The organism is Parathalassolituus penaei (assembly GCF_026626885.1).
In the GTDB taxonomy this organism is placed as follows: Bacteria; Pseudomonadota; Gammaproteobacteria; order Pseudomonadales; family Oceanobacteraceae; genus Oceanobacter; species Oceanobacter penaei.
This window is the reverse complement of sequence record NZ_JAPNOA010000020.1, coordinates 20,738-40,114: the sequence shown is the minus strand read 5'-3', so window position 1 is coordinate 40,114 and position 19,377 is coordinate 20,738. Positions and strand designations below refer to the sequence as shown.

General features: G+C 56.9%; 18 protein-coding genes. 10 read left to right on the top strand and 8 right to left on the bottom strand.

Annotated features, from left to right (window positions below; all coding sequences use genetic code 11):
- Positions 1-12: 12 nt before the first annotated feature.
- Positions 13-1,908, top strand: a complete 1,896-nt coding sequence (locus OUO13_RS07090) for an ATP-binding cassette domain-containing protein (protein WP_283173170.1) — start codon at positions 13-15, stop codon at positions 1,906-1,908.
- Between the two features lie 117 nt (positions 1,909-2,025).
- Here OUO13_RS07090 and OUO13_RS07085 read toward each other — a convergent pair whose 3' ends face one another.
- Complete coding sequence (locus OUO13_RS07085; protein WP_283173169.1) at positions 2,026-2,997, bottom strand: carbohydrate kinase family protein; 972 nt, start codon at positions 2,995-2,997, stop codon at positions 2,026-2,028.
- A 214-nt stretch (positions 2,998-3,211) separates the two neighbouring features.
- Here OUO13_RS07085 and OUO13_RS07080 point away from each other — a divergent pair, with 214 nt between their 5' ends.
- From OUO13_RS07080 to OUO13_RS07070, 3 genes are all read left to right on the top strand, one after another.
- Entirely contained in the window at positions 3,212-4,234 is a 1,023-nt protein-coding gene (locus OUO13_RS07080) for a sugar ABC transporter substrate-binding protein (protein ID WP_283173168.1), read from the top strand.
- A gap of 74 nt (positions 4,235-4,308) precedes the next feature.
- The gene (locus tag OUO13_RS07075; RefSeq protein ID WP_283173167.1) at positions 4,309-5,412 is read left to right on the top strand and encodes an ABC transporter permease; all 1,104 of its coding nucleotides are present in this window, start codon (positions 4,309-4,311) and stop codon (positions 5,410-5,412) included.
- A 13-nt stretch (positions 5,413-5,425) separates the two neighbouring features.
- Positions 5,426-6,217: an ATP-binding cassette domain-containing protein gene (locus OUO13_RS07070; protein WP_283173166.1), complete on the top strand. Its 792-nt coding sequence runs from the start codon at positions 5,426-5,428 to the stop codon at positions 6,215-6,217.
- 275 nt (positions 6,218-6,492) lie between these two features.
- On the opposite strand, the gene OUO13_RS07065 is transcribed toward OUO13_RS07070, so the two are convergent.
- The 3 genes from OUO13_RS07065 to OUO13_RS07055 form a co-directional block, all read right to left on the bottom strand.
- On the bottom strand, positions 6,493-8,025 hold the full coding sequence (locus OUO13_RS07065; protein WP_283173165.1) for an IS1182 family transposase: 1,533 nt from the start codon (positions 8,023-8,025) through the stop codon (positions 6,493-6,495).
- 431 nt (positions 8,026-8,456) lie between these two features.
- Positions 8,457-9,836: a bifunctional UDP-N-acetylglucosamine diphosphorylase/glucosamine-1-phosphate N-acetyltransferase GlmU gene (gene glmU / locus OUO13_RS07060; RefSeq protein WP_283173297.1), complete on the bottom strand. Its 1,380-nt coding sequence runs from the start codon at positions 9,834-9,836 to the stop codon at positions 8,457-8,459.
- A 120-nt stretch (positions 9,837-9,956) separates the two neighbouring features.
- Positions 9,957-10,928, bottom strand: a complete 972-nt coding sequence (locus tag OUO13_RS07055) for a metal ABC transporter solute-binding protein, Zn/Mn family (RefSeq protein WP_283173164.1) — start codon at positions 10,926-10,928, stop codon at positions 9,957-9,959.
- A 58-nt stretch (positions 10,929-10,986) separates the two neighbouring features.
- On the opposite strand from OUO13_RS07055, the gene OUO13_RS07050 reads away from it, so the two are divergent.
- From OUO13_RS07050 to znuB, 3 genes are read left to right on the top strand one after another with little or no spacing between them, the layout of a single operon-like run.
- On the top strand, positions 10,987-11,502 hold the full coding sequence (locus OUO13_RS07050; protein ID WP_283173163.1) for a Fur family transcriptional regulator: 516 nt from the start codon (positions 10,987-10,989) through the stop codon (positions 11,500-11,502).
- Positions 11,492-12,259: an ATP-binding cassette domain-containing protein gene (locus OUO13_RS07045; protein ID WP_283173162.1), complete on the top strand. Its 768-nt coding sequence runs from the start codon at positions 11,492-11,494 to the stop codon at positions 12,257-12,259. Before OUO13_RS07050 ends, OUO13_RS07045 begins: the two co-directional genes overlap by 11 nt.
- Positions 12,256-13,047 (top strand): zinc ABC transporter permease subunit ZnuB, encoded by a 792-nt coding sequence (znuB, locus tag OUO13_RS07040; RefSeq protein ID WP_283173161.1) that lies wholly within the window; start codon positions 12,256-12,258, stop codon positions 13,045-13,047. Before OUO13_RS07045 ends, znuB begins: the two co-directional genes overlap by 4 nt.
- 69 nt (positions 13,048-13,116) lie before the next feature.
- On the opposite strand, the gene OUO13_RS07035 is transcribed toward znuB, so the two are convergent.
- The 3 genes from OUO13_RS07035 to OUO13_RS07025 form a co-directional block, all read right to left on the bottom strand.
- Positions 13,117-13,764, bottom strand: coding sequence for an LVIVD repeat-containing protein (locus OUO13_RS07035; RefSeq protein ID WP_283173160.1), 648 nt, complete (start codon positions 13,762-13,764; stop codon positions 13,117-13,119).
- A 134-nt stretch (positions 13,765-13,898) separates the two neighbouring features.
- On the bottom strand, positions 13,899-14,846 hold the full coding sequence (locus OUO13_RS07030; RefSeq protein ID WP_283173159.1) for a hypothetical protein: 948 nt from the start codon (positions 14,844-14,846) through the stop codon (positions 13,899-13,901).
- A gap of 132 nt (positions 14,847-14,978) precedes the next feature.
- Positions 14,979-15,581, bottom strand: coding sequence for an SCO family protein (locus OUO13_RS07025; protein ID WP_283173158.1), 603 nt, complete (start codon positions 15,579-15,581; stop codon positions 14,979-14,981).
- Between the two features lie 56 nt (positions 15,582-15,637).
- Here OUO13_RS07025 and OUO13_RS07020 point away from each other — a divergent pair, with 56 nt between their 5' ends.
- The gene (locus tag OUO13_RS07020; protein ID WP_283173157.1) at positions 15,638-16,978 is read left to right on the top strand and encodes an MATE family efflux transporter; all 1,341 of its coding nucleotides are present in this window, start codon (positions 15,638-15,640) and stop codon (positions 16,976-16,978) included.
- Positions 16,979-17,147: 169 nt separating this feature from the next.
- Positions 17,148-17,762 carry a hypothetical protein gene (locus OUO13_RS07015; RefSeq protein WP_283173156.1) on the top strand — a complete coding sequence of 205 codons (615 nt, stop codon included), beginning with the start codon at positions 17,148-17,150 and terminating at the stop codon, positions 17,760-17,762.
- Here the strand turns inward: OUO13_RS07015 and OUO13_RS07010 are convergent.
- A complete protein-coding gene (locus tag OUO13_RS07010; protein ID WP_283173155.1) occupies positions 17,748-18,680 on the bottom strand; it encodes a LysR family transcriptional regulator in 933 nt (310 codons plus the stop codon). The two genes, OUO13_RS07015 and OUO13_RS07010, sit on opposite strands and share 15 nt — an antisense overlap.
- 124 nt (positions 18,681-18,804) lie before the next feature.
- Here OUO13_RS07010 and OUO13_RS07005 point away from each other — a divergent pair, with 124 nt between their 5' ends.
- Complete coding sequence (locus OUO13_RS07005) at positions 18,805-19,347, top strand: cytochrome b (protein ID WP_283173154.1); 543 nt, start codon at positions 18,805-18,807, stop codon at positions 19,345-19,347.
- Positions 19,348-19,377: the final 30 nt, after the last annotated feature.

The following is a 19,377-nucleotide window of genomic DNA, read 5'->3' as shown; positions in this document are numbered from 1 at the left end:
TTGCTGCCAAAAATGATCGAATTAAATCAGGTTTCCCTGCAACGGGGAACGCAAACCCTGCTGAAAGAAGCCAGCCTGCGGATTCACGACGGTCAGAAGATTGCTCTGATCGGTCCGAACGGGGCCGGCAAGTCTACCCTGTTTGCCCTGCTTAATGGTGAACTGACGCTGGACGGTGGAGAACTCGGTATTCCCGCCAAGTGGCGTATTGCCCACATGGCTCAGGAAGTCGAGGCCAGTGAACGCACGGCGCTCGATTACGCCATCGACGGTGACAAGGTGTATCGCACCATCGAAGCCGGTATCACCAACGCCCGTAATGACCAGGAACTGACGCACTGGCTGGATCAGATGGACCAGCATCAGGGCTATCAGGTTCCGGTGCGTGCGGAACAGCTGTTACACGGCCTCGGTTTTGCTACCGCCGACATGCAGCGGGCAGTCAAGGATTTCTCCGGTGGCTGGCGGATTCGTCTGAATCTGGCCCAGGCCCTGATGATGCCGTCTGACCTGCTGCTGCTCGACGAACCGACCAACCACCTGGATCTTGAAGCGACCCTGTGGCTGGAAGGCTGGCTCAAACAGTATCCGGGCACCTTGCTGTTTATCTCCCACGACCGCGATTTTATCGACGGTGTGGCCGATCACATCGTGCACCTGTACCAGCAACAACTGACCCTCTACCCGGGCAACTATAGCGCCTACGAACGCATCCGTGCGGAAAAACTGGCGCAACAGCAAACCCTGTACGAAAAACAGCAGACCCGTGTCTCTGAAATCGAACAGTTTGTGGCCCGCTTCCGCGCCAAGGCTTCCAAGGCCAAACAGGCGCAGAGCCGTCTGAAAGAATTGCAACGCATGGAGCTGATTGCACCAGCCCATGTGGATTCGCCATTCCGCTTTGAATTTCCGTGTTACGAGCAGATGTCGAGCCCGCTGCTGAGCCTCGAACAGGCCAGCCTCGGTTACGGCGACAAGGTACTGCTGCCGAACATCAAGCTGTCGATTGTGCCGGGTCACCGGGTGGGTCTGCTGGGGCCAAACGGCGCTGGTAAATCCACCTTGCTGAAAACCCTGTGTCAGGACATTCCGCTGCTGACCGGCCAACGTACCCACGGCGAACACATGCGCATTGGTTACTTCGCCCAGCACCAGCTTGAAAGTCTCGACACCAGCGCCAGTGGCGCGCTGATCCTGCAACGTCTGCGTCCGCAGGCCAGCGATCAGGAAATCCGTAACTTCCTCGGCGGTTTCGGTTTTAACGGGGATCGTGCGCTGGAAGTCATCGAGCCATTCTCAGGTGGTGAAAAAGCCCGTCTGGCGCTGGCCTGTGTGGCCTGGATGAAACCCAACCTGCTGATCCTCGACGAACCAACCAACCACCTCGATATCGAGATGCGTGAAGCCCTGACCCTGGCGCTGCAGAACTTCCCGGGCGCCATTGTGATCGTCAGCCACGATCGCCACCTGCTGAAAGCCACGGTCGACGAATACTGGCTGGTGGATCAGGGCAAGGTGCAGGAATTTGATGGTGACCTCGACGATTACCACCAGTATCTGGCCACCCGGGTTGAACTGAGCCCATCCGGCAGCAGCATGCCGGGTGCCGCCGTCAACAACTCCGGTGCCGCGGTGGATCGCAAGGAACAGAAACGTCTGGAAGCCGAAAAGCGCCAGCGTCTGGCACCTCTGCGCAAGCAGCTCGAAAAAGCTGAAAAACGCATGGAAAAACTGCAGAGCCAACTGGCAACCGTGGAAGAACAGCTGGGTGATACCGCCCTCTACGACGCCGCACGCAAGGCCGATCTGCAGAAACTCCTGACCGAACAGGCGAAACTGAAAGGTGAGCTGGAAGAAGTCGAGATGGAGTGGATGAGCATCAGCGAAGAACTGGAATCCGCGGAATAAGTCACCGCCCCCGCTCTCGCTTGCCAGCAACAGCCCGGTTTTTACCGGGCTGTTGCGTTTTTACAGGTCAGGCTCTGGAGGTCAGGCTCTGCCCGTCCGGTTTCGACCCATCAGAACTCAACCCAGATCGGCCAGGGTTGGCATCGCCGCAAAGGCACCATAATGCGCTGCCGCGTAACCACCACAACGGGCAGCAAACAGCAGGCTGTTGTGCAGACGTTCGCTGTTGGCACAGAAATCTGCCAGACCAGCCGCGCTGATATCCGCAGACGCCAGCTGGAACAACAAACCACCCACAAACGCATCACCGGCGCCGGTGCTGTCGACCATGGTGACCGCAGGCGGAGTCAGGCTGGATTCACGGAAACCATCCGCGGTACGCACCAGAATACGCAGTGGCTGGCCACCATCGGTGATCAGCAACAGCTGCGCTGGACTATCAAACAGGCGTTGCAGAGTCGCCTGCTCCGACTGACCGGCACACATGTACTCCAGTTCTTCCTTGCTCATTTTCAGCAGGGTTGCTTCCGCGACCAGACGCCAGACCGGATCACGTTCAGCGGCACCCGCCGCCCACAGGTTATGGCGCAGGTTAAGGTCAAAACTCACCAGCCAGCCATGCGCACGTGCCATCTGCACACCAGCCAGCGTCACCGCCGCGATTTCCGGGGTAGTCAGAGTGTTGGAGCAGATATGCAGAATACCCGGCTCGGCAAACCACTGCGGCTGGAATTCATCAGCGCGGAACAACAGGTCGGCCGACGGATTGCGGTAAAAACTGAAAGAACGCTCGCCATTGGCATCCAGTGACACAAACGCCAGCGCCGTATTGGCTTCACGGGTGCTGAGCAGGTAACGGGTGTCCACACCGGCCGCATGAAATTCGTCACGCAGGAAATGGCCAAACATGTCATCGCCGATTTTACCGGCCATAAAACTGCGCCCACCCAGACGCGCCACCGCCACCGCCACGTTGGCAGGCGCACCACCGGCATATTTGGTGAAGGATTCGGTTGTATCGTCCGTACCACCCACGCGGCTGGACAACATGTCGATCAGGGCTTCGCCGAAGGCAATTGTGCTCAGCATTGTTATTTTCCTGCACAAGAAACAGAGGGAGACACCAGGGCGCTGGCATCAGGCTACCCGACAGGATAAACCCAGTAATGGCTGGCCGTATGTCAGCCGCTGTTTGGATTATTGCAATTGTTAACAGACGACAAAAAACGCGAAATATCCGGTTAATTCCGGCGGGTTCCAATGCTCGGGCTGATCACAATAATAATCACCAGAGAAGCCCGATATGAAACTCAAATCTCTCGCCATGGCCGTACTGGCCTCCGCTTGTGTTGTTACTTCTGCTGTGCAGGCTGCCGACAAACCGGTAGTGGGTCTGATCACCAAAACCAACACCAACCCGTTCTTCGTGAAAATGCGTGAAGGCGCCACTGAAATGGCCAACGCCATGGATATGGACCTGCGTACCTTTTCCGGCAAGTTCGACGGTGACAACCAGTCCCAGGTACAAGCGATCGAGAACCTGATTGCCTCCGGTGCCAAAGGCATCCTGATTACCCCATCCGACCCGGAAGCCATTGTGCCTGCGGTGGAACGTGCTCGTGCAGCCGGCATTCTGGTGATTGCCCTTGATACACCACTGAGCCCGGCCGATGCCGCCGATGCCACCTTCGCCACCGACAACTTCAAGGCCGGTGAGCTGATTGGCCAGTGGGCAGCCGCCCAGCTGGGTGACAAAGCCAAAGACGCCCGTATTGCCATGCTCGACCTCAACGCCAGCCAGATCACCGTCGACGTCGCGCGTGACCAGGGCTTCCTGAAAGGTTTTGGTGTCGATGTTGGTAACGCCGAACGTATTGGCGACGAAAAAGACGCCCGTATTGTTGGCCATGACGTGACCCAGGGTGCCGAAGAAGGCGGCCGTCGCGCCATGGAAAACCTGCTGCAGCGCGATCCGAAAATCAACGTGGTGTACACCATCAACGAACCGGCCGCCGCCGGTGCCTATGAAGCCCTGCGCGCCGTTGGCCGAGACAAGGACGTTCTGGTGGTATCCGTTGACGGTGGTTGCCCAGGTGTGTCCAACGTTCGTGACGGCGTGATTGGTGCCACTTCCATGCAGTTCCCGCTGCAAATGGCGGCCAAAGGTGTGGAAGCGGTTCTGGAATACGCCAAGACCGGCAAAAAACCACAGGCCAGCGAAGGTCTGGACTTTGTTAACACCGGTGTTGATCTGATCACCGACAAGCCAGTACCGGGCGTTCCGTCCAAAACCTCCAAGGAAGGCCTGGGCCTCTGCTGGGGCTAAGCCTGCAGGCGGGATAACCGCCATATCTGATCACCGGTGGCCATCGCCACCGGTTACCCAAACCGGAGTCTGATATGACCACTACCACAACCTCTGGCATGGCGGGGGTATCCATGGCTGTAGATAACCGCATTGCTGAACACGAACGGGTTGCCGATGCCGCAGGCGGCAAGGTTGCTTCCTTCACTGTTGAACACCTGTCACCGCTGGAACGTGCGCACCGCTTCTTCCACGCCAACCCGGTGGCAGCACCGGCAATTGTGCTGTTGCTGGCCTTGCTGGGCTTCAGCCTGGTGATTGGTGAACGCTTCCTTGATCCGTTCAACCTGTCATTGATCCTGCAACAGGTGACCATTATCGGCATTCTGGGGATCGCCCAGACCCTGATTATCCTGACCGCCGGTATCGACTTGTCGGTGGGTGCCATCATGGTGCTGACCTCTGTGATCATGGGCAAGATGGCCGTGGATGTGGGTATGCCACCGGTAGTGGCACTGATGGCCGGTATGCTGGCCGGTGCCGTCACCGGTTATATCAACGGTTTGCTGGTCACCCAGTTCCGTCTGCCACCCTTTATTGTGACGCTGGGTACCTGGAACATCTTTTTTGCGCTCAACCTCTGGTACTCCCAGAGTGAAACCATCCGCTCCAAAGCCATTGCTGATACCGCACCACTGCTGCAGTGGACCGGCCAGAGCGTCGAGATTTTTGGTGCCCGCCTGACCTACGGCTCGCTGCTGATGCTGGTGCTGTTTGCTGCGGTCTGGTACGCCCTCAACCGTACCCCATGGGGCAAACACGTATACGCCACCGGTGATGATCCGGCTGCCGCCAACCTCGCCGGTATTCGTACCAACCGCGTTCTGCTGTCTGTGTATGTGGTCGCCGGTGTGATCTGTGCCATTGGCGCCTGGGCCCTGATCGGCCGGATCGGCTCCGTCAGCCCACAAGCGGGTATGACCGCCAACCTCGACAGTATCACGGCCGTAGTGATTGGTGGTTGCTCGCTGTTTGGTGGCCGTGGCGCCATCTGGGGCACGCTGGTTGGTGCTCTGGTGGTCGGTGTGTTCCGCAACGGTCTGGCCCTCGCCGGTGTCGACGTGTTGTGGCAGGAATTTACCGTGGGGCTGCTGATTATTGTGGCCGTGGGCATGGACCAGTGGATCCGCAAGGTCTGACAGGAGCTGTGATATGAATCCGAATGATCTGGTAATGAAGGCCACTGGCCTGGTGAAACGTTACGGCCATGTCACTGCGATTGACGGTGCCGAATTCGAATTACGCCGCGGCGAAATCCTCGCGGTGATTGGTGATAACGGCGCGGGCAAATCCTCGTTGATCAAGGCTTTGTCCGGCGCACTGGTACCCGACAGTGGTGTGATTGAACTGGATGGCAACGCCGTTCATTTCAAAAGCCCGATGGACGCCCGTAAGGCTGGTATCGAAACCGTTTATCAGAACCTTGCAGTTGCGCCGTCACTGGACATCGCCGACAACCTGTTTCTGGGCCGCGAACGCCTGAAACCGGGCATCCTCGGCAAGGTGTTCCGTATGCTCGACCGCAAGGCCATGCATGAAGAAGCGCGTCAGAAGCTGTCCGAACTGGGCCTGCTGACCATCCAGAACATCAACCAGGCCGTGGAAACCTTGTCCGGTGGTCAACGTCAGGGCGTCGCCGTCGCCCGCGCCGCCGCCTTCGCCCGTAACGTGGTGATTATGGACGAACCCACCGCCGCTCTGGGTGTAAAAGAATCGCGTCGGGTGCTGAACCTGATCAAAGACGTACGCGACCGCGGCCTGTCGGTGATCCTGATCAGCCACAACATGCCACACGTGTTTGAAGTAGCCGACCGCATCCACATCCACCGCCTCGGAAAACGCTGCGCGGTCGTGAGCCCGAAAACTCACAGCATGTCGGAAGCCGTCGCCATCATGACCGGCGCCATGGACCCGAATGATCATCCAGCGGGGGCTTACTGCTAAGACTCTGCTGACTGGGGAACGTATCGAAGTGTGCTTGTCCGTAAGACCTCTGCCGGTCGCGGATATTTTCAGCCCCGCCCTGCGGGGCTTTTTTATGGGAGCTCGCAGCTGAGTGTCGGGCATCCGGCATCCGGCATCCGGCATCGGGTGTCGGGTGTCGGGTGTCGGGTGTCGGGTGTCGGGTGTCGGGTGTCGGGTGTCGGAAGAACAGCATCCAGACCCAAACCACCAGCACAACATTCCCACGCAGGAGAGGCTGTGAAAGTATTCTCCGATCAGTAACTGGCATGCTGATCATTTGGGATTGGCCGATAGCATCGGCCAATCCAGAACAATAAATACAAAATGAGTTCTTTCAGATGCTCACAGAACTTCAGGAACACTGAAGTACCCAGGATATTCAGGACTCGGGTCAGATTGTAGCCAACCACCGCCAATGACCATTCACCTCGGACTTTCCTGAAGCCACGCACCAGAAAGTGCGTCCATCCCATCCGGGTTTTGAGTGTGCCAAAGACGTGTTCAACCAGCGCGGCTCGCTGTCGCATTCTGACTGCGCCTTCCGCTTCCATGCGCTGGCGATGGTCATCCAGACTGTCTTCGTGCACCCACCGGTAAATCTGACGAGTACGACTCTTCGAAGCCAAACAGTGTTGGCGTAACGGGCACTGATCGCAATCTGCTTTTTTACTGACGTACTTGTCTCGCAGTTTGTTGTTCTTTCTATGACTCTGACCTGTTTTTGACAGGAACTTGCCTGCTGGACAGCGATAGCGGTCAGCCTCTGAGTCATAGATAAAATCTTCTCTGCCATAGCGGCCTGCGTCCTTGATGGCTCTCTGTTTATTGGGCTCGGGAACGTAGGGAAGAATATTGTCGTCCTGACATTGTTTGATATTGGATTGCTCAAAATATCCGGCATCTGCCAGCACGGTCAGTTGATCAGCCTCTAGTGCATTTTTCGCCTGAGCAGCTATGGCGTGAAGCTGTTGCTGGTCGTTGGCGTCATTCGTGACATCACTGGCCACGATTAGCTGACGGTCCGCTTCAACTGCCACCTGAACGTTGTAACCGGCCATTTTCTGGCCATTTTTGAAGAGTTTGCGAGCATCAGGATCGGTATCGGAGAGTTGTCGCTCGTCGCTGGATTCCAGGGTTTTTAACGCTTGATCCAGTTTGGCTTTTTCATCCAGTAATCGCTTCAATTTATCAGGGAGCTCGCCATCGGTACTGTGCTGGGATTCATCCTGATCTTCGGCATCCAGCGATTCGTGGTATTGGCGGATCCGCTCTTCCAGCTTCCGAAGCTGACTTTGCAGACCTTTGTGAGTCCGTATGCTTTTCAGGCTGGCGTTGCCCTGAAAGAAGCTGCCATCAATGGCGACCAGATCTTGTGATACCAGATTCAAACTGCGACAAAGAAGCAGGAAATCCCGGTTTACTCTGACCAGAGCATCGGCATTGTCTTTGCGAAAATTGGCAATGCTTTTATAGCCAGGCTGCTGTTTTTCCATCAGCCAGATGACTTCCAGATTACGCTGGCACTCTTTCTCAAGTTTCCTGGAGCTGCGGACACCATTCATATAGCCGTAGAGATACAGCTTGAGCAGACTGGCGGGATCAAAAGGCGGCTGCCCTCGATTCGATGATGACGATACGTTCGTAAAATGAAGGCTGGTGAGATCCAGCGTGTCGACGTAGGCATCAATCGCTCTGACCGGGTTGTCATCGCTGATGCGTTCATCCAGAGCTTCGGGGAACAAACCCAGCTGCTCGCGGCTGTGCTTTCTCTGGTAACGGCGGGTCATCGGAGAACCTTCAACGGAAAGTATTCGAGAGCAGAATACCATCGAATACTTTCACAGCCTCAGGAGCGTGGGAACGAGAAAGCATCCATCAACACACCGATTTAACCCAGCGCAGCTGGCTGCCGTTAATTGCCCATCTGGGCGAGCCGGGATTCACCGCAACGGCCGACCCGGCCGGGGCATGGATGCCCCGCAAGGCCCTATTTTTACCAATAGACAGGGCACAAGGACGTGCCATCGGGCCGGGGTCGAAAAGCCGTTGTCGGGGAAAACCGGATAAACGAGCCCAGTCGGGCAAAGCAGGGGGAGGCCCGCCCGGCCGGGGGACAAGGTCCCCCAAGAGGGCAAGCAGCCTGGCGTCTGGCGTCTGGCGTCTGGCGTCTGGCGTCTGGCGAGCAGCATTCCCACAGGCACGTGGGAACAAGATCGACTTATTTTTTCTTCTGCGGACGCGCCCAACCATCAATATTGCGCTGCTTGCCACGCGCCACCGCCAGCTGGTTATCTTCCACCTTGCTGGTAATCACCGATCCAGCACCAATGGTCGCGCCAGCGCCAATATCCGCCGGGGCGACCAGCGCTGAGTTGGAGCCGATAAAGGCGTTGTCACCAATCAGGGTCTTGAACTTGTTAACACCATCGTAGTTGCAGGTGATGGTGCCAGCACCGATGTTTACATCGCGGCCCAGCTCGGCATCACCGATGTAACTCAGGTGGTTCACCTTGGAGCCTTCACCGATACGGGCTTTTTTGATCTCAACAAAGTTACCGACCTTGGCACCGCGGGCGAGGTCAGCACCCGGACGCAGGCGGGCGTAAGGGCCAACCACACAGTCGGCTTCACTGCGGGCTTCCTCGATCAGGCTGTAGGCGTCGATACGGGTGCCAGCACCAATACGGCTGCTGCGGATCACACAGTAAGGGCCAATTTCGACGCCGTCTTCCAGCACCACATCGCCTTCAAACACACAACCAATATCAATACGCACATCACGGCCACAGGTCAGCTGGCCACGGATGTCGATACGGGCCGGGTCGGCCAGCTCTACACCATCGCGCAGCAGTTGTTCCGCCAGCTGTTGCTGGAAAACCCGTTCCAGCTGCGCCAGTTGCACACGGTCGTTAACACCCTGCACTTCGCTTTCGGCCTGCGGGTGAATAGCGCGAACCGCAACGCCTTCCGCTACCGCCATGGCCACGATATCGGTCAGGTAGTATTCACCCTGGGCATTGTTGGCCTGCAGCTGTGGTAACCAGCGATTCAGGTGGCGGGCAGAGACCGCCAGAATGCCGGTGTTCACTTCACGAATGGCGCGCTGTTCGGCGCTGGCATCCTTGTGTTCAACAATGGCCTGGATGTTACCGGCATCGTCACGAACGATACGGCCGTAGCCAGTCGGGTTGGCCAGTTCGACGGTCAGCAGCGCCAGACCACCATCGTGGTTGGCATCGCTGTGGGTCTGCTCCAGCAAACGGCTGAGGGTATCGGTGCTGATCAGGGGAACGTCGCCGTACAACACCAGCACCCGGGCATCGGCGACAACGGCAGGCATGGCCTGGGCAACCGCATGGCCGGTGCCTTTTTGTTCGGATTGCAGCGCCCAGTGGATACCGGCGTCGGTAATCGCGGCTTTTACCTGTTCCGCGCCGTGTCCAATCACCACATGCTGGACAGCTTCCGGCAGGCGGGCGGCACTGTCGAGCACGTGTTGCAGCATGGCCTTGCCAGCCAGACGGTGCAGCACCTTCGGCAGTTCTGACTTCATGCGGGAGCCTTTTCCGGCGGCGAGAGTAACTACAGCAAGCGGCATGGCGAGGGACATGGCGATCGGTCCTGATGTTGGGCAAAAAGTTGCGCCATTCTAGCCATGCGAGAGAACAGCGGCCAGCCCGAAGGGCAAGCCGCAAGCAGGGAGTCTTATTCGGGCCGATCAGTCGTGATGATCGTTGTGGTCGGCGTGGTCGTCATGATCAGCCGCTTCATGGTCGTGATCATGCTCGGCGTGCTGCTGCAGATCCTTCACAGCCTGGGCGCGGGTTTCGTCACTGACCGCAGCCTGAGGCAAACCGGCGCCGGTTAGACAGTCATGAGCACGATGGGCCATGTCGAGCAGGAACTGCGAGTAACCCTGCGGATTGATTTCGATATTGCCACCCAGCGGGTCCAGTTCACCACGGCCCACCGTCAGACCTTCCACCAGGCTGTCCACCAGCGCAGGCGAGAATTCAGGTTCGCTGAACACACAGACGGCTTCGCCACGCTGCAGCTGCTCACGCATGGTTTGCAGGGTACGCATACCGGGTTTCTGTTCTGGCGACAGGGTAAAGGAACCCACCTGATTCAGGTGCAGGGCATCCACCCAATGATCATAGGCACGGTGGAACACAAAAAAGCCGCGCTCGCGAACCGGAGCCAGCAGTGTCTGGCTTTCGGCCATGGCACTGTCGACCTCGGCGGCAAAGGCGGAGCTGTCAGCCCCCAGCTGTTCGGCCAGCTGAGCCTGCGCCAGCTTCATCACTTCCGGTGACAACCACCAGTGTGGGTCAGTAATCCGGCTGGACGGCGCCAGCGACGATACATCCAGCCAGATCTTGTCGGACCAACGACTGGCAAAACCTTTCAGATACGGCTCCGCCAGCGGGCCCGACCAGATAATGATGTCGGCGTTCTGGATCAGATCGATGTCCGACGGACGCAATGAGAAGTCGTGCGGGGTCATGCCCGCCGGTACCAATACTTCAAGATTGTCAGCCGGCACCACCGAGGCGGCCATTAGCGCCAACGGATGCACGCTGGCCAGCACCTTCTGCTGATGCGCATCGTGTTTGAACAAGGGAGAGGCCATCAGCTGGGAAATTGGTAAAAAAAGCGCAAAAAGCGCCAATATCAGACGTCTGTTCATTGTGTCCCGCGGGCGGTATCGTAGAATTGCAACATTATAACCTAAGGCGTAGAAACAAATGAGTCAGAATGTGTACGAACCTCACAATCATTCTGCCTGTGTCCGACACGCGATACAGGAAGCCCAGGCCCTGTGTGAGGAAAAAGGTGCACGTTTGACCCGTGTACGTCTGCGGGTGCTGGAATTGATCTGGCAAAGTCACAAACCGGTAGGAGCTTACGAGCTGCTGCCACTGCTCGCCCAGGAAGGCTTTAACTCGGCACCACCCACGGTGTACCGGGCGCTCGACTTCCTGCTGGAACTGGGGCTGATCCATCGCCTCAGCACCATCAACGCCTACGTTGGCTGCAACCGCCCCCATGGCAGTCATCCGGTCTGTTTTTTTATCTGCAACTGCTGCGGTCGCGCCCAGGAACTGGAAAACGACAAGTTGCGGGCCATGACCCGTCAGGTCGAAGCCCTGCTGGGCGTTACCGTAGAGCAGCAAATGACCGAACTGTCTGGTGTATGCCCGGCCTGCCGGGAACACACCACCCCTGAAACCAGCGGAGAACACTGCTGCCATGACCACTGATGTGCTGCTGCAGGCCAGTCACCTGTACCTGGCGCGCCGCCACAAACAGGTTCTGACCGACATCAGCCTGAACCTTGAACGCGGCCGGATTACCACCCTGATTGGCCCCAACGGCTGCGGCAAATCGACCCTGATCCGTATTCTGCTGGGGCTGGAAAACGCCGACCAGGGCGAGATAAAACGCGCCCCCGGCCTGCGTATCGGCTATATGCCACAACGTCTGGCACTGGAACCGCGCCTGCCTCTCACCGTCACCGGCTTTCTGAAGCTGGCCCGGGGGGCGACCCATGACGCCATCGAATACTGGCTCGACCGCCTCGATATCCGTCTGCTCGCCGCTCAGGACATTCAGGATTTGTCCGGTGGTGAATGGCAGCGGGTATTGCTGGCGCGAGCCCTGCTGATTCGCCCCGACCTGCTGGTGCTCGACGAACCGGTGCAAGGGGTCGATGTGCAGGGCCAACATGCCCTCTATCGCCTGATTCCGCAGCTGCGTAACGAACTCAACTGCGCGGTACTGATGGTGTCGCACGACCTCCATCTGGTGATGGCGGCCACCGACGAGGTGATTTGTATGAACGGCCATATCTGCTGTTCCGGCCATCCCGATCAGGTGTCCGTCAGCTCCGAATACCGCGAACTGTTTGGCCATGTAATGCCAACCAACCTGCAACCCATCGCCCACTACACCCATCATCACGACCATCGGCACTGCCTGGATGGCCACATCGAATCCGGGAGCAAGCCACAAGCATGAGTCTGTTGAATACCTGGTGGTGGTTGTTACCCCTCGTCAGTGGTCTGATTCTGGCGCTGGTCAGCGGCCCACTTGGCAGTTTTGTGGTGTGGCGACGCATGGCGTTTTTTGGTGACACCCTTGCCCACGGAGCCCTGCTGGGCATCACGCTGGGGGTGTTGTCGGATATTCACCCGACGCTGGCGCTGCTGCTCAGCTCGGTGTTACTGGCGCTGTTCCTGTACCCGCTCCAGCAACGCTCCAGTCTGTCGTCGGATACCCTGTTGGGCATTATTTCCCACAGCATGCTGGCGATTGGTCTGGTGGCACTGAGCCTGGCGCGTAACGTGCGGGTTGACCTGATGGGATACCTGTTTGGTGATCTGCTGGCGGTGGGTCTGGAAGACCTGATTCTGATCAGCCTGGCAGCGGTTATCTGTGGCGGTTTGATTATCTGGCAATGGCGCGGCCTGCTGGCCACCACCGTCAGCCCGGAACTGGCCAGTATCGACGGTTATCCGGTAGCACGCCTGAACCTGCTGCTGATCCTGATGCTGGCGCTGGTGATTTCCCTGGCGATGAAAATTGTCGGGGTACTGCTGATCAGCGCTCTGCTGATTATTCCACCGGCCGCCGCCCGCAGCCTCGCCCGCACCCCGGAAAAAATGGCGCTGATGGCCAGTGTGGTGGGCATGTTGTCGGTTGCCCTCGGCCTGATGGCCTCCTGGCAATGGGATACACCGGCAGGCCCGAGCGTTGTAGTGGTAGCCGCTCTGTTGTTCCTGCTGAGCCTCACCCGTCGGGGTTAGATCCCCCCAAAAACAACAAAGGCCGTCGATGGACGGCCTTTGTTGTTTTGGACATCCGCTGTCCGGTATTCAGTCACCAATACGGATTTCAGATGCCAGCCATAACGCAGCACCATCGTTTGTCAGCAAACGGATGCCCTCATCATGGGTCAGGTAAATCTGGCTGCCGATAACAATGACATCGTTACAGGTGAATTCAGTGAAGTTCTGGACCTCAACCGGTGCCAGACGCTCGGACACGTCATACACCATCAGACCTCCCGCATGACATACCAGCAGCCAATTGTCTTCGAGTGCCAGACCTTTTGGCTGATCCAGTTCAAAGGTGGCGGTCAGCTGAGGCGTGTCCCGCTGCTCAATGTTATACACCACCAGCTGGTTAACCTGTTCAGCACCGCTACTGCTCGCGCTGGTGTCACCATCATCACTACGCATGGTGGCATAAATGGCGGAGCCATCCGTGACGACCGGATCATTGCTCAATACAAGATCAATACCACCGACCAATTCCAGAGAACCATCTTCATTAACCTGAAAAATCATGGTTCCAGTGGTTGTTCCGGCGAACAGCTCGTTTTCACCATGTGCGAACAAGGTATTCAGCACACGATTTGCACTATAGGATTCCCGCAGAGTGAGTTCGCCATTAACCGCATCAATGCTGAAAGTATCAAGCCTGAGGCGGTCATCCAGTACAATCAGAATGCCGTTCTGCATAGCAAAACGAGCGTTTGATCCCAGCTCTCCGTCACTACCAGAGCCACTATCAGTTCCAGCGGACCCACCGCTACTATCACTACAGCCCGTCAGAGCCAGACACAAGCAGGCAAGCAATGCTGATATCCATTTATTCATTTTCCAATCCACCCTTCTGACCGCTCTGCTTTAAGCCAGTCTCCATATAGCCAGGTATTTCCTTCAGGATCGATATAACCGATCAGGAACTGTGTTTGCGAACCTATGTGTCGCGGGTAATAAAAGGCATTGGCTGCAAACGACCCTGGTTCATCCCAGGTCAATATGCCTTCAATGCGGGACACACTGCTGGATGAAAATGTGCCTGCATCCAGATCGGCAAGCGAAATGCTGAGCAGATCCACAAAGGAATTCGCGTACAGATAGTTGTTTTTCACTTCGATATCCGTAACGCCCGGTATAGGCAGGAACACAATCCGTACCGGATTCTGGTTATCGGTTACATCAAAAATATGCACACCGGTCCAGTTGTCCACCACAAACAATCGGTGATCTTGCTGATACAGCTTGCCGGGCCGACGCAATACGGCGGTATTACCATATTCAGGCACGAGATCCTTGCGAATATCGTCCGGGGTCAAATAAATCGGGATACTATACTCCCAGCCGATACTAATACCACCCAGTGGAACACAGGCCACTTGAGACAATAACAAAACGGGTAAAATGAAACCGGCTTGCCGATATGTACAACGAGAGCCCCACGATTGAATTGGAACAAGCCGGATCAGTGCCGCTGAGGCCAGAATAGCAACCACATCCTGCGGATCAAACACCATCCCCGGCAACCAGCCGCTGGCCTGAACACATTCCCCCACAACCAGAAACAGGGTTGGAAACCAGAGTGCTGGCAATGCCAGAGCCCGCCATAACGTGAGTAGCAACAGGGTTAATAACAGAGATGGGAGAAAACCGGGCAGGAATACGCGGTATGCCATTACAGCATCGGGCAACCATGTTGGCTGATGGTGTAACAGCTCCACAAACAATGCGGCACTCCCCAGAATGGGGAGCAGCCAATTGGGTGATAAAGGCTTGTGCATAACGGTCCTTGTCATAAAACGTCAGTTAGTAAATGACAGTTATAACACCTCTTTGTTAAATATTTGATCGTTTTTAGATGGGGCCAGCGGTTACTGCATTAATGACATCGCCAACCCGGGCACTCCTGATGATTACTGTGCCGTTAACGCTTCCAGCACCGTTACCATACGTTCGCCCTTGAACGGTGGTTCGATATAGCCACGATACTGGCCCTGCGGGTCAACCAGTGCCAGATTGGCCGAATGATCCATCAGGTACGGCGCACCTTCACCACGTTCGACCCGGGCATAAAAGCCGTTCAGGGCGGTTGCCAGTACCGGTAATGACTGCGGATTACCGGTGAGGCCAATAAACTCAGGGTTAAAATATTTCAGGTATGGCTGCAGGGACTCCACCGAATCCCGCTGCGGGTCGACCGATACCAACACCAGTTGCAGCTTGCCCCGCACCTCCGGGCTCAGCTGCTTCCAGACCCGGTTCATATCCGCCAATGTGGTTGGACAGATGTCCGGGCAAAAGGTGTAACCAAAAAACACCAGACTCCAGCGTCCCTGAAACAGGCTCTGGTCACGCGGCTGGCCGTGCTGATCAACAAAGCTGACAGCAGGCACCGCCACACCTTGCCGGTAAATCATGACTCCCGTTTGCTGCAGACGATCATCACCACGACCGCCCTGCCAGATGCCCGTTGCCAGCGCCAATACCAGCAGTACAACCAATCCGGTTACTTTCATTCTGTTATCCGCCTTGTATTAGTATCAGCGTTCAAAATCCCGAGAGTATAACAGCCATGCCCGCTTCACCTTCTGACAGCCATCCGTCCGCTGCCGCGACACAGCGTCGCATCCTGGCATTGGCATGGCCGGTGATGCTCAGCAATATCACGGTGCCGTTACTGGGTCTCGTGGATAGCGCCATTCTTGGCCACCTCGATAACGCCAGCCATCTGGGGGCGGTCGCTATTGGTGCACAGCTGTTTACCCTGCTGTGCTGGAGTTTCGGCTTTTTGCGGATGGGCACCACCGCCGCCTGTGCCCGCAGCCTCAGCGAACGCGGCGTACAGGATGCCCTGCAACACGGCATGTGGCTGGCGCTGGCATTAATGCCACCATTGTTGCTGATGGCCTGGCTGCTGTTGCCACCACTGCTGCCATGGATGGGTGCCAGCGCACTGGTTGAAAGTGGTGCTCGCGAGTATCTGCAAATCCGGGCGTTGGCGATTCCGGCGGTTTTGCTGCAATACGTGTTTACCGGCTGGTTTATTGGTCGGGGTGACACCCGCGTGCCATTGGTGGTGATGGTGCTGACCAATCTGGTCAACGCCAGTCTGGATGCCGTGCTGGTGTTTGGCGTTGGCATGACCGCCGACGGTGTGGCTCTTGGCAGTGTGCTGGCGGATTACACCGGGCTGTTGGCCGCTTACGGATTTGCCCGCCGCGCCGGCCTGCCGGGCGTTCGACAATGGCTGGCGCAATGGCCAGGTTTGGCAACCCTGCAGCCGCTGATCCGTATCAACCGCCAGCTGTTTGTGCGTACTCTGGTGCTGTTGCTGGTGTTAACCCTGTTTCAGGCGGGTGGTGCCCGCCAGGATGATCTGGTGCTGGCCGCCAACAGTCTGCTGTTAAGCCTGTTGATGCTGATCGCCAATGCGCTGGATGGTTTTGCCCATGCCGCCGAAAGCCTCGCTGGTCAGGCGCTGGCGCGTCAGCAGTCATACCAGGTTCGGCAACTGGTACGCCTGACCGGCCTCGATTCGCTGTTACTGGCGATGGTGCTGACGCTGCTGTGTGCGCTGGGCGGTGACTGGTTATGGCCATTGTTGACTGACAACCCGCAACTGCTGCCGGTGCTGGATCAGTACAGCCTGTTTCTGGCGGGTTTGCCCTTGATTGGCTTTGGCAGTTATTGGCTGGATGGTGTTGCCATTGCCGCCGGAGCCACCACCACCATGCGTAATGCCATGTTGCTGTCGGCACTGGTATTTCTGGGCATTTGGCAACTGCTGGGTTTTATGGGGAATGCCGGTTTATGGCTGGCGCTTTACGGTTTTTTACTCTGCCGAGCGTTAGCCGCACTCCCCTTCCTGCGGCGCTTGTACCTTGATCCACTTGGGTTTGCGCCAAAGTCCTGACACCCGGTATGTGTACCACTTCACACAAATGCTTAATTTCGTCAGGATTTGTGATTCGTACTGGCTGGCGCGTCAATCTTTACTATACTTTTTTCACAAGAGCCAAAGAATTGGCGTAACACTTTGATTAATATAGATTTTTCACCCATCAGTCTTACAGGGGAAGAGAATGGCTAAAGCAGTGCACGCGGCGTTGTACCTCCGGGGAACAGAGCACAATGCCCTCGCCGACGACTGGTGCGACATCGAACGGCGAATCACCATGAACCTCAACTCACTGGTGCGTATCATCAGCCTGCCCAGTGAAATGGCCGTACATCAGGTCGGTCAGTTTGTTCTGGCGTACTGCGACTACCAACTGAGCAGCCTCGAACGGTGTCAGGATAACGACAGCCATACCCTGCGGGTTCTGATCAACCGCACCATCAGCAACCACCCGTTGTTTGTGGCGGCAGAAGCCAGCAACCAGCCCTACATGACGTCGCTGCAGCAGGCCTATTTTACCCTGCGAGTACTGGAAGAAGCCGGTGATCGTTATCGTCAGATATATCGTCAGCCACTCAGTGCACACGACCTGTCGACCGCCAACCTGATTGTCTATTGCCTGCTGGGTGAACATCAGGCCTCAGCGCTTGATTCGCTGGCCGCTGCGATTGTCAGCAGCTGGGAACCACTGGGCAAACCCCAACAGGCTCACCCGGACTCAGCGCTGGTGCACATTTGCCAGAACTGGCCATGCCTGGCCTCAAGCCTCGGCCTGCCCAGCCTGTTAATGGCCGACTGACGGCTCCGCCGGGCGGTTGATCCGCACCGACATCTCCGGCACCCACTGCAGGATAAAGTCCTGCAGTGCGCGGATGCGGGCACTGCCACGCATGTCCTTGTGATACACAAACCACATGTGAGACTCCGGCACCGCCAGTCCAAAATCGACCCGTTCCAGTGCCGGTGCCCAGTTGCCAAAACGCTGCAGGCCACCAATCGGCCCAATGCCCATACCTTCAATCACCGCTGAGTGAATATCCGAAAAGCTGTTGCTCTGGAACACAATCTGGTCCGGGTGCAGGCGTTCAACCAGCTCGCAAATCCCTGGAATGCCCTGCTTTTCGCCACTGGGCAACACCCATAGATGATGGTGAATATCGGCCATGGAGCGTGGTACTCCGTGACGTTCGATATAACTGCGCGACGCGAAATAATCATGGCTGATGGGCATCAGCGGCCGCGCCACCAGATCCGGTTCGCGCGGTTCAGCGCCCATACGAATCGCCACGTGTACCTCACCTTCAGCCAATGACAACACATCGTCGGTAGCAACAACCTGCACCCGGATATTCGGATACGCCTCGCGGAAGGCATATAGCACCGGCGCAAAGAACAGCGAAAAGTCCGATACCGTCGAAATCCGCAGGGTGCCCACCGGCGAGCCTTCCTGCGCCGACAACGAACTGAACAGCCGCTGCATATCCATCACAATCGGCCGCATACGGGTCAGCATCATGTTGCCCTCGTCGGTCAGACGATAACCACGCTGATGGCGAATAAAGAGTTTTACCCCCAGCCGCTGCTCCAACTGGTTGATGCGCCGTAACACGGTGGAGTGATTCAGTCCGAGTTTTTCACCGGCACGACTGAGGCTGCCAAGTTCGGCCACCCGGTAGGCAACGTAAATATCGTCCCAGCTTAAATCTTCACCGAGCATGACAAGTTCCTTACTCAAGCTGTGCAAATTTGCACAACTATTGTCCGTGAATCGCTATTTTTAAGCCAACCGCATTTGCGTACTGTGTAAAACATTCTCAATTGCTACCTCGGAGCCCCACTGCATGCTCAAGAATTCCACATCCGGATACGGTCTGGTTGCGATTGCCCTGCACTGGCTGATGGCGCTGGCGATTTTCGGCATGTTTGGTCTGGGCCTGTACATGGTGACCCTGAATTTTTACCACCCCTGGTATCACGACGCGCTGGAAACCCATAAATCCATCGGGATTCTGGTTGGTCTGGCACTGGTAGCACGGGTGATCTGGCGTATCAGCAACCCGACTCCGGCCGGGCTATCTGCCAAACCGCTGGAAAATACTGCCGCTCATCTGGCGCACATGCTGTTGTACGCACTGATCGCGGCACTGCTGGTCAGTGGTTATCTGATTTCCACCGCGGATGGCCGCTCGATTGACGTATTCGGCTGGTTCCAGGTTCCATCCCTGTTGCAGGTAGAAAATCTGGAAGACAGCGCCGGTGAGGTACACGAATTCCTCGCCTGGACCTTGATTGTACTGGTTGTTGCCCATGCGGCGGCGGCTGTTAAACACCACGTTATCAGCAAGGACAACACCCTGCGTCGTATGTTGCGCCCAGGCCTGTAACCCTTGTTTAACTGAATTAACTCACGCTGG

Bases quoted from the DNA above. Each gene is read 5' to 3' on its own strand.
- OUO13_RS07065 (WP_283173165.1), bottom strand. From the start codon at position 8,025: ATGACCCGCCGTTACCAGAGAAAGCACAGCCGCGAGCAGCTGGGTTTG.
- glmU (WP_283173297.1), bottom strand. From the start codon at position 9,836: ATGCCGCTTGCTGTAGTTACTCTCGCCGCCGGAAAAGGCTCCCGCATG.
- OUO13_RS07090 (WP_283173170.1), top strand. From the start codon at position 13: ATGATCGAATTAAATCAGGTTTCCCTGCAACGGGGAACGCAAACCCTG.
- OUO13_RS07075 (WP_283173167.1), top strand. From the start codon at position 4,309: ATGACCACTACCACAACCTCTGGCATGGCGGGGGTATCCATGGCTGTA.
- OUO13_RS07030 (WP_283173159.1), bottom strand. From the start codon at position 14,846: ATGCACAAGCCTTTATCACCCAATTGGCTGCTCCCCATTCTGGGGAGT.
- OUO13_RS07045 (WP_283173162.1), top strand. From the start codon at position 11,492: ATGACCACTGATGTGCTGCTGCAGGCCAGTCACCTGTACCTGGCGCGC.
- OUO13_RS07035 (WP_283173160.1), bottom strand. From the start codon at position 13,764: ATGCAGAACGGCATTCTGATTGTACTGGATGACCGCCTCAGGCTTGAT.
- OUO13_RS07025 (WP_283173158.1), bottom strand. From the start codon at position 15,581: ATGAAAGTAACCGGATTGGTTGTACTGCTGGTATTGGCGCTGGCAACG.
- znuB (WP_283173161.1), top strand. From the start codon at position 12,256: ATGAGTCTGTTGAATACCTGGTGGTGGTTGTTACCCCTCGTCAGTGGT.
- OUO13_RS07015 (WP_283173156.1), top strand. From the start codon at position 17,148: ATGGCTAAAGCAGTGCACGCGGCGTTGTACCTCCGGGGAACAGAGCAC.
- OUO13_RS07020 (WP_283173157.1), top strand. From the start codon at position 15,638: ATGCCCGCTTCACCTTCTGACAGCCATCCGTCCGCTGCCGCGACACAG.
- OUO13_RS07080 (WP_283173168.1), top strand. From the start codon at position 3,212: ATGAAACTCAAATCTCTCGCCATGGCCGTACTGGCCTCCGCTTGTGTT.
- OUO13_RS07085 (WP_283173169.1), bottom strand. From the start codon at position 2,997: ATGCTGAGCACAATTGCCTTCGGCGAAGCCCTGATCGACATGTTGTCC.
- OUO13_RS07070 (WP_283173166.1), top strand. From the start codon at position 5,426: ATGAATCCGAATGATCTGGTAATGAAGGCCACTGGCCTGGTGAAACGT.
- OUO13_RS07055 (WP_283173164.1), bottom strand. From the start codon at position 10,928: ATGAACAGACGTCTGATATTGGCGCTTTTTGCGCTTTTTTTACCAATT.
- OUO13_RS07005 (WP_283173154.1), top strand. From the start codon at position 18,805: ATGCTCAAGAATTCCACATCCGGATACGGTCTGGTTGCGATTGCCCTG.
- OUO13_RS07050 (WP_283173163.1), top strand. From the start codon at position 10,987: ATGAGTCAGAATGTGTACGAACCTCACAATCATTCTGCCTGTGTCCGA.
- OUO13_RS07010 (WP_283173155.1), bottom strand. From the start codon at position 18,680: ATGCTCGGTGAAGATTTAAGCTGGGACGATATTTACGTTGCCTACCGG.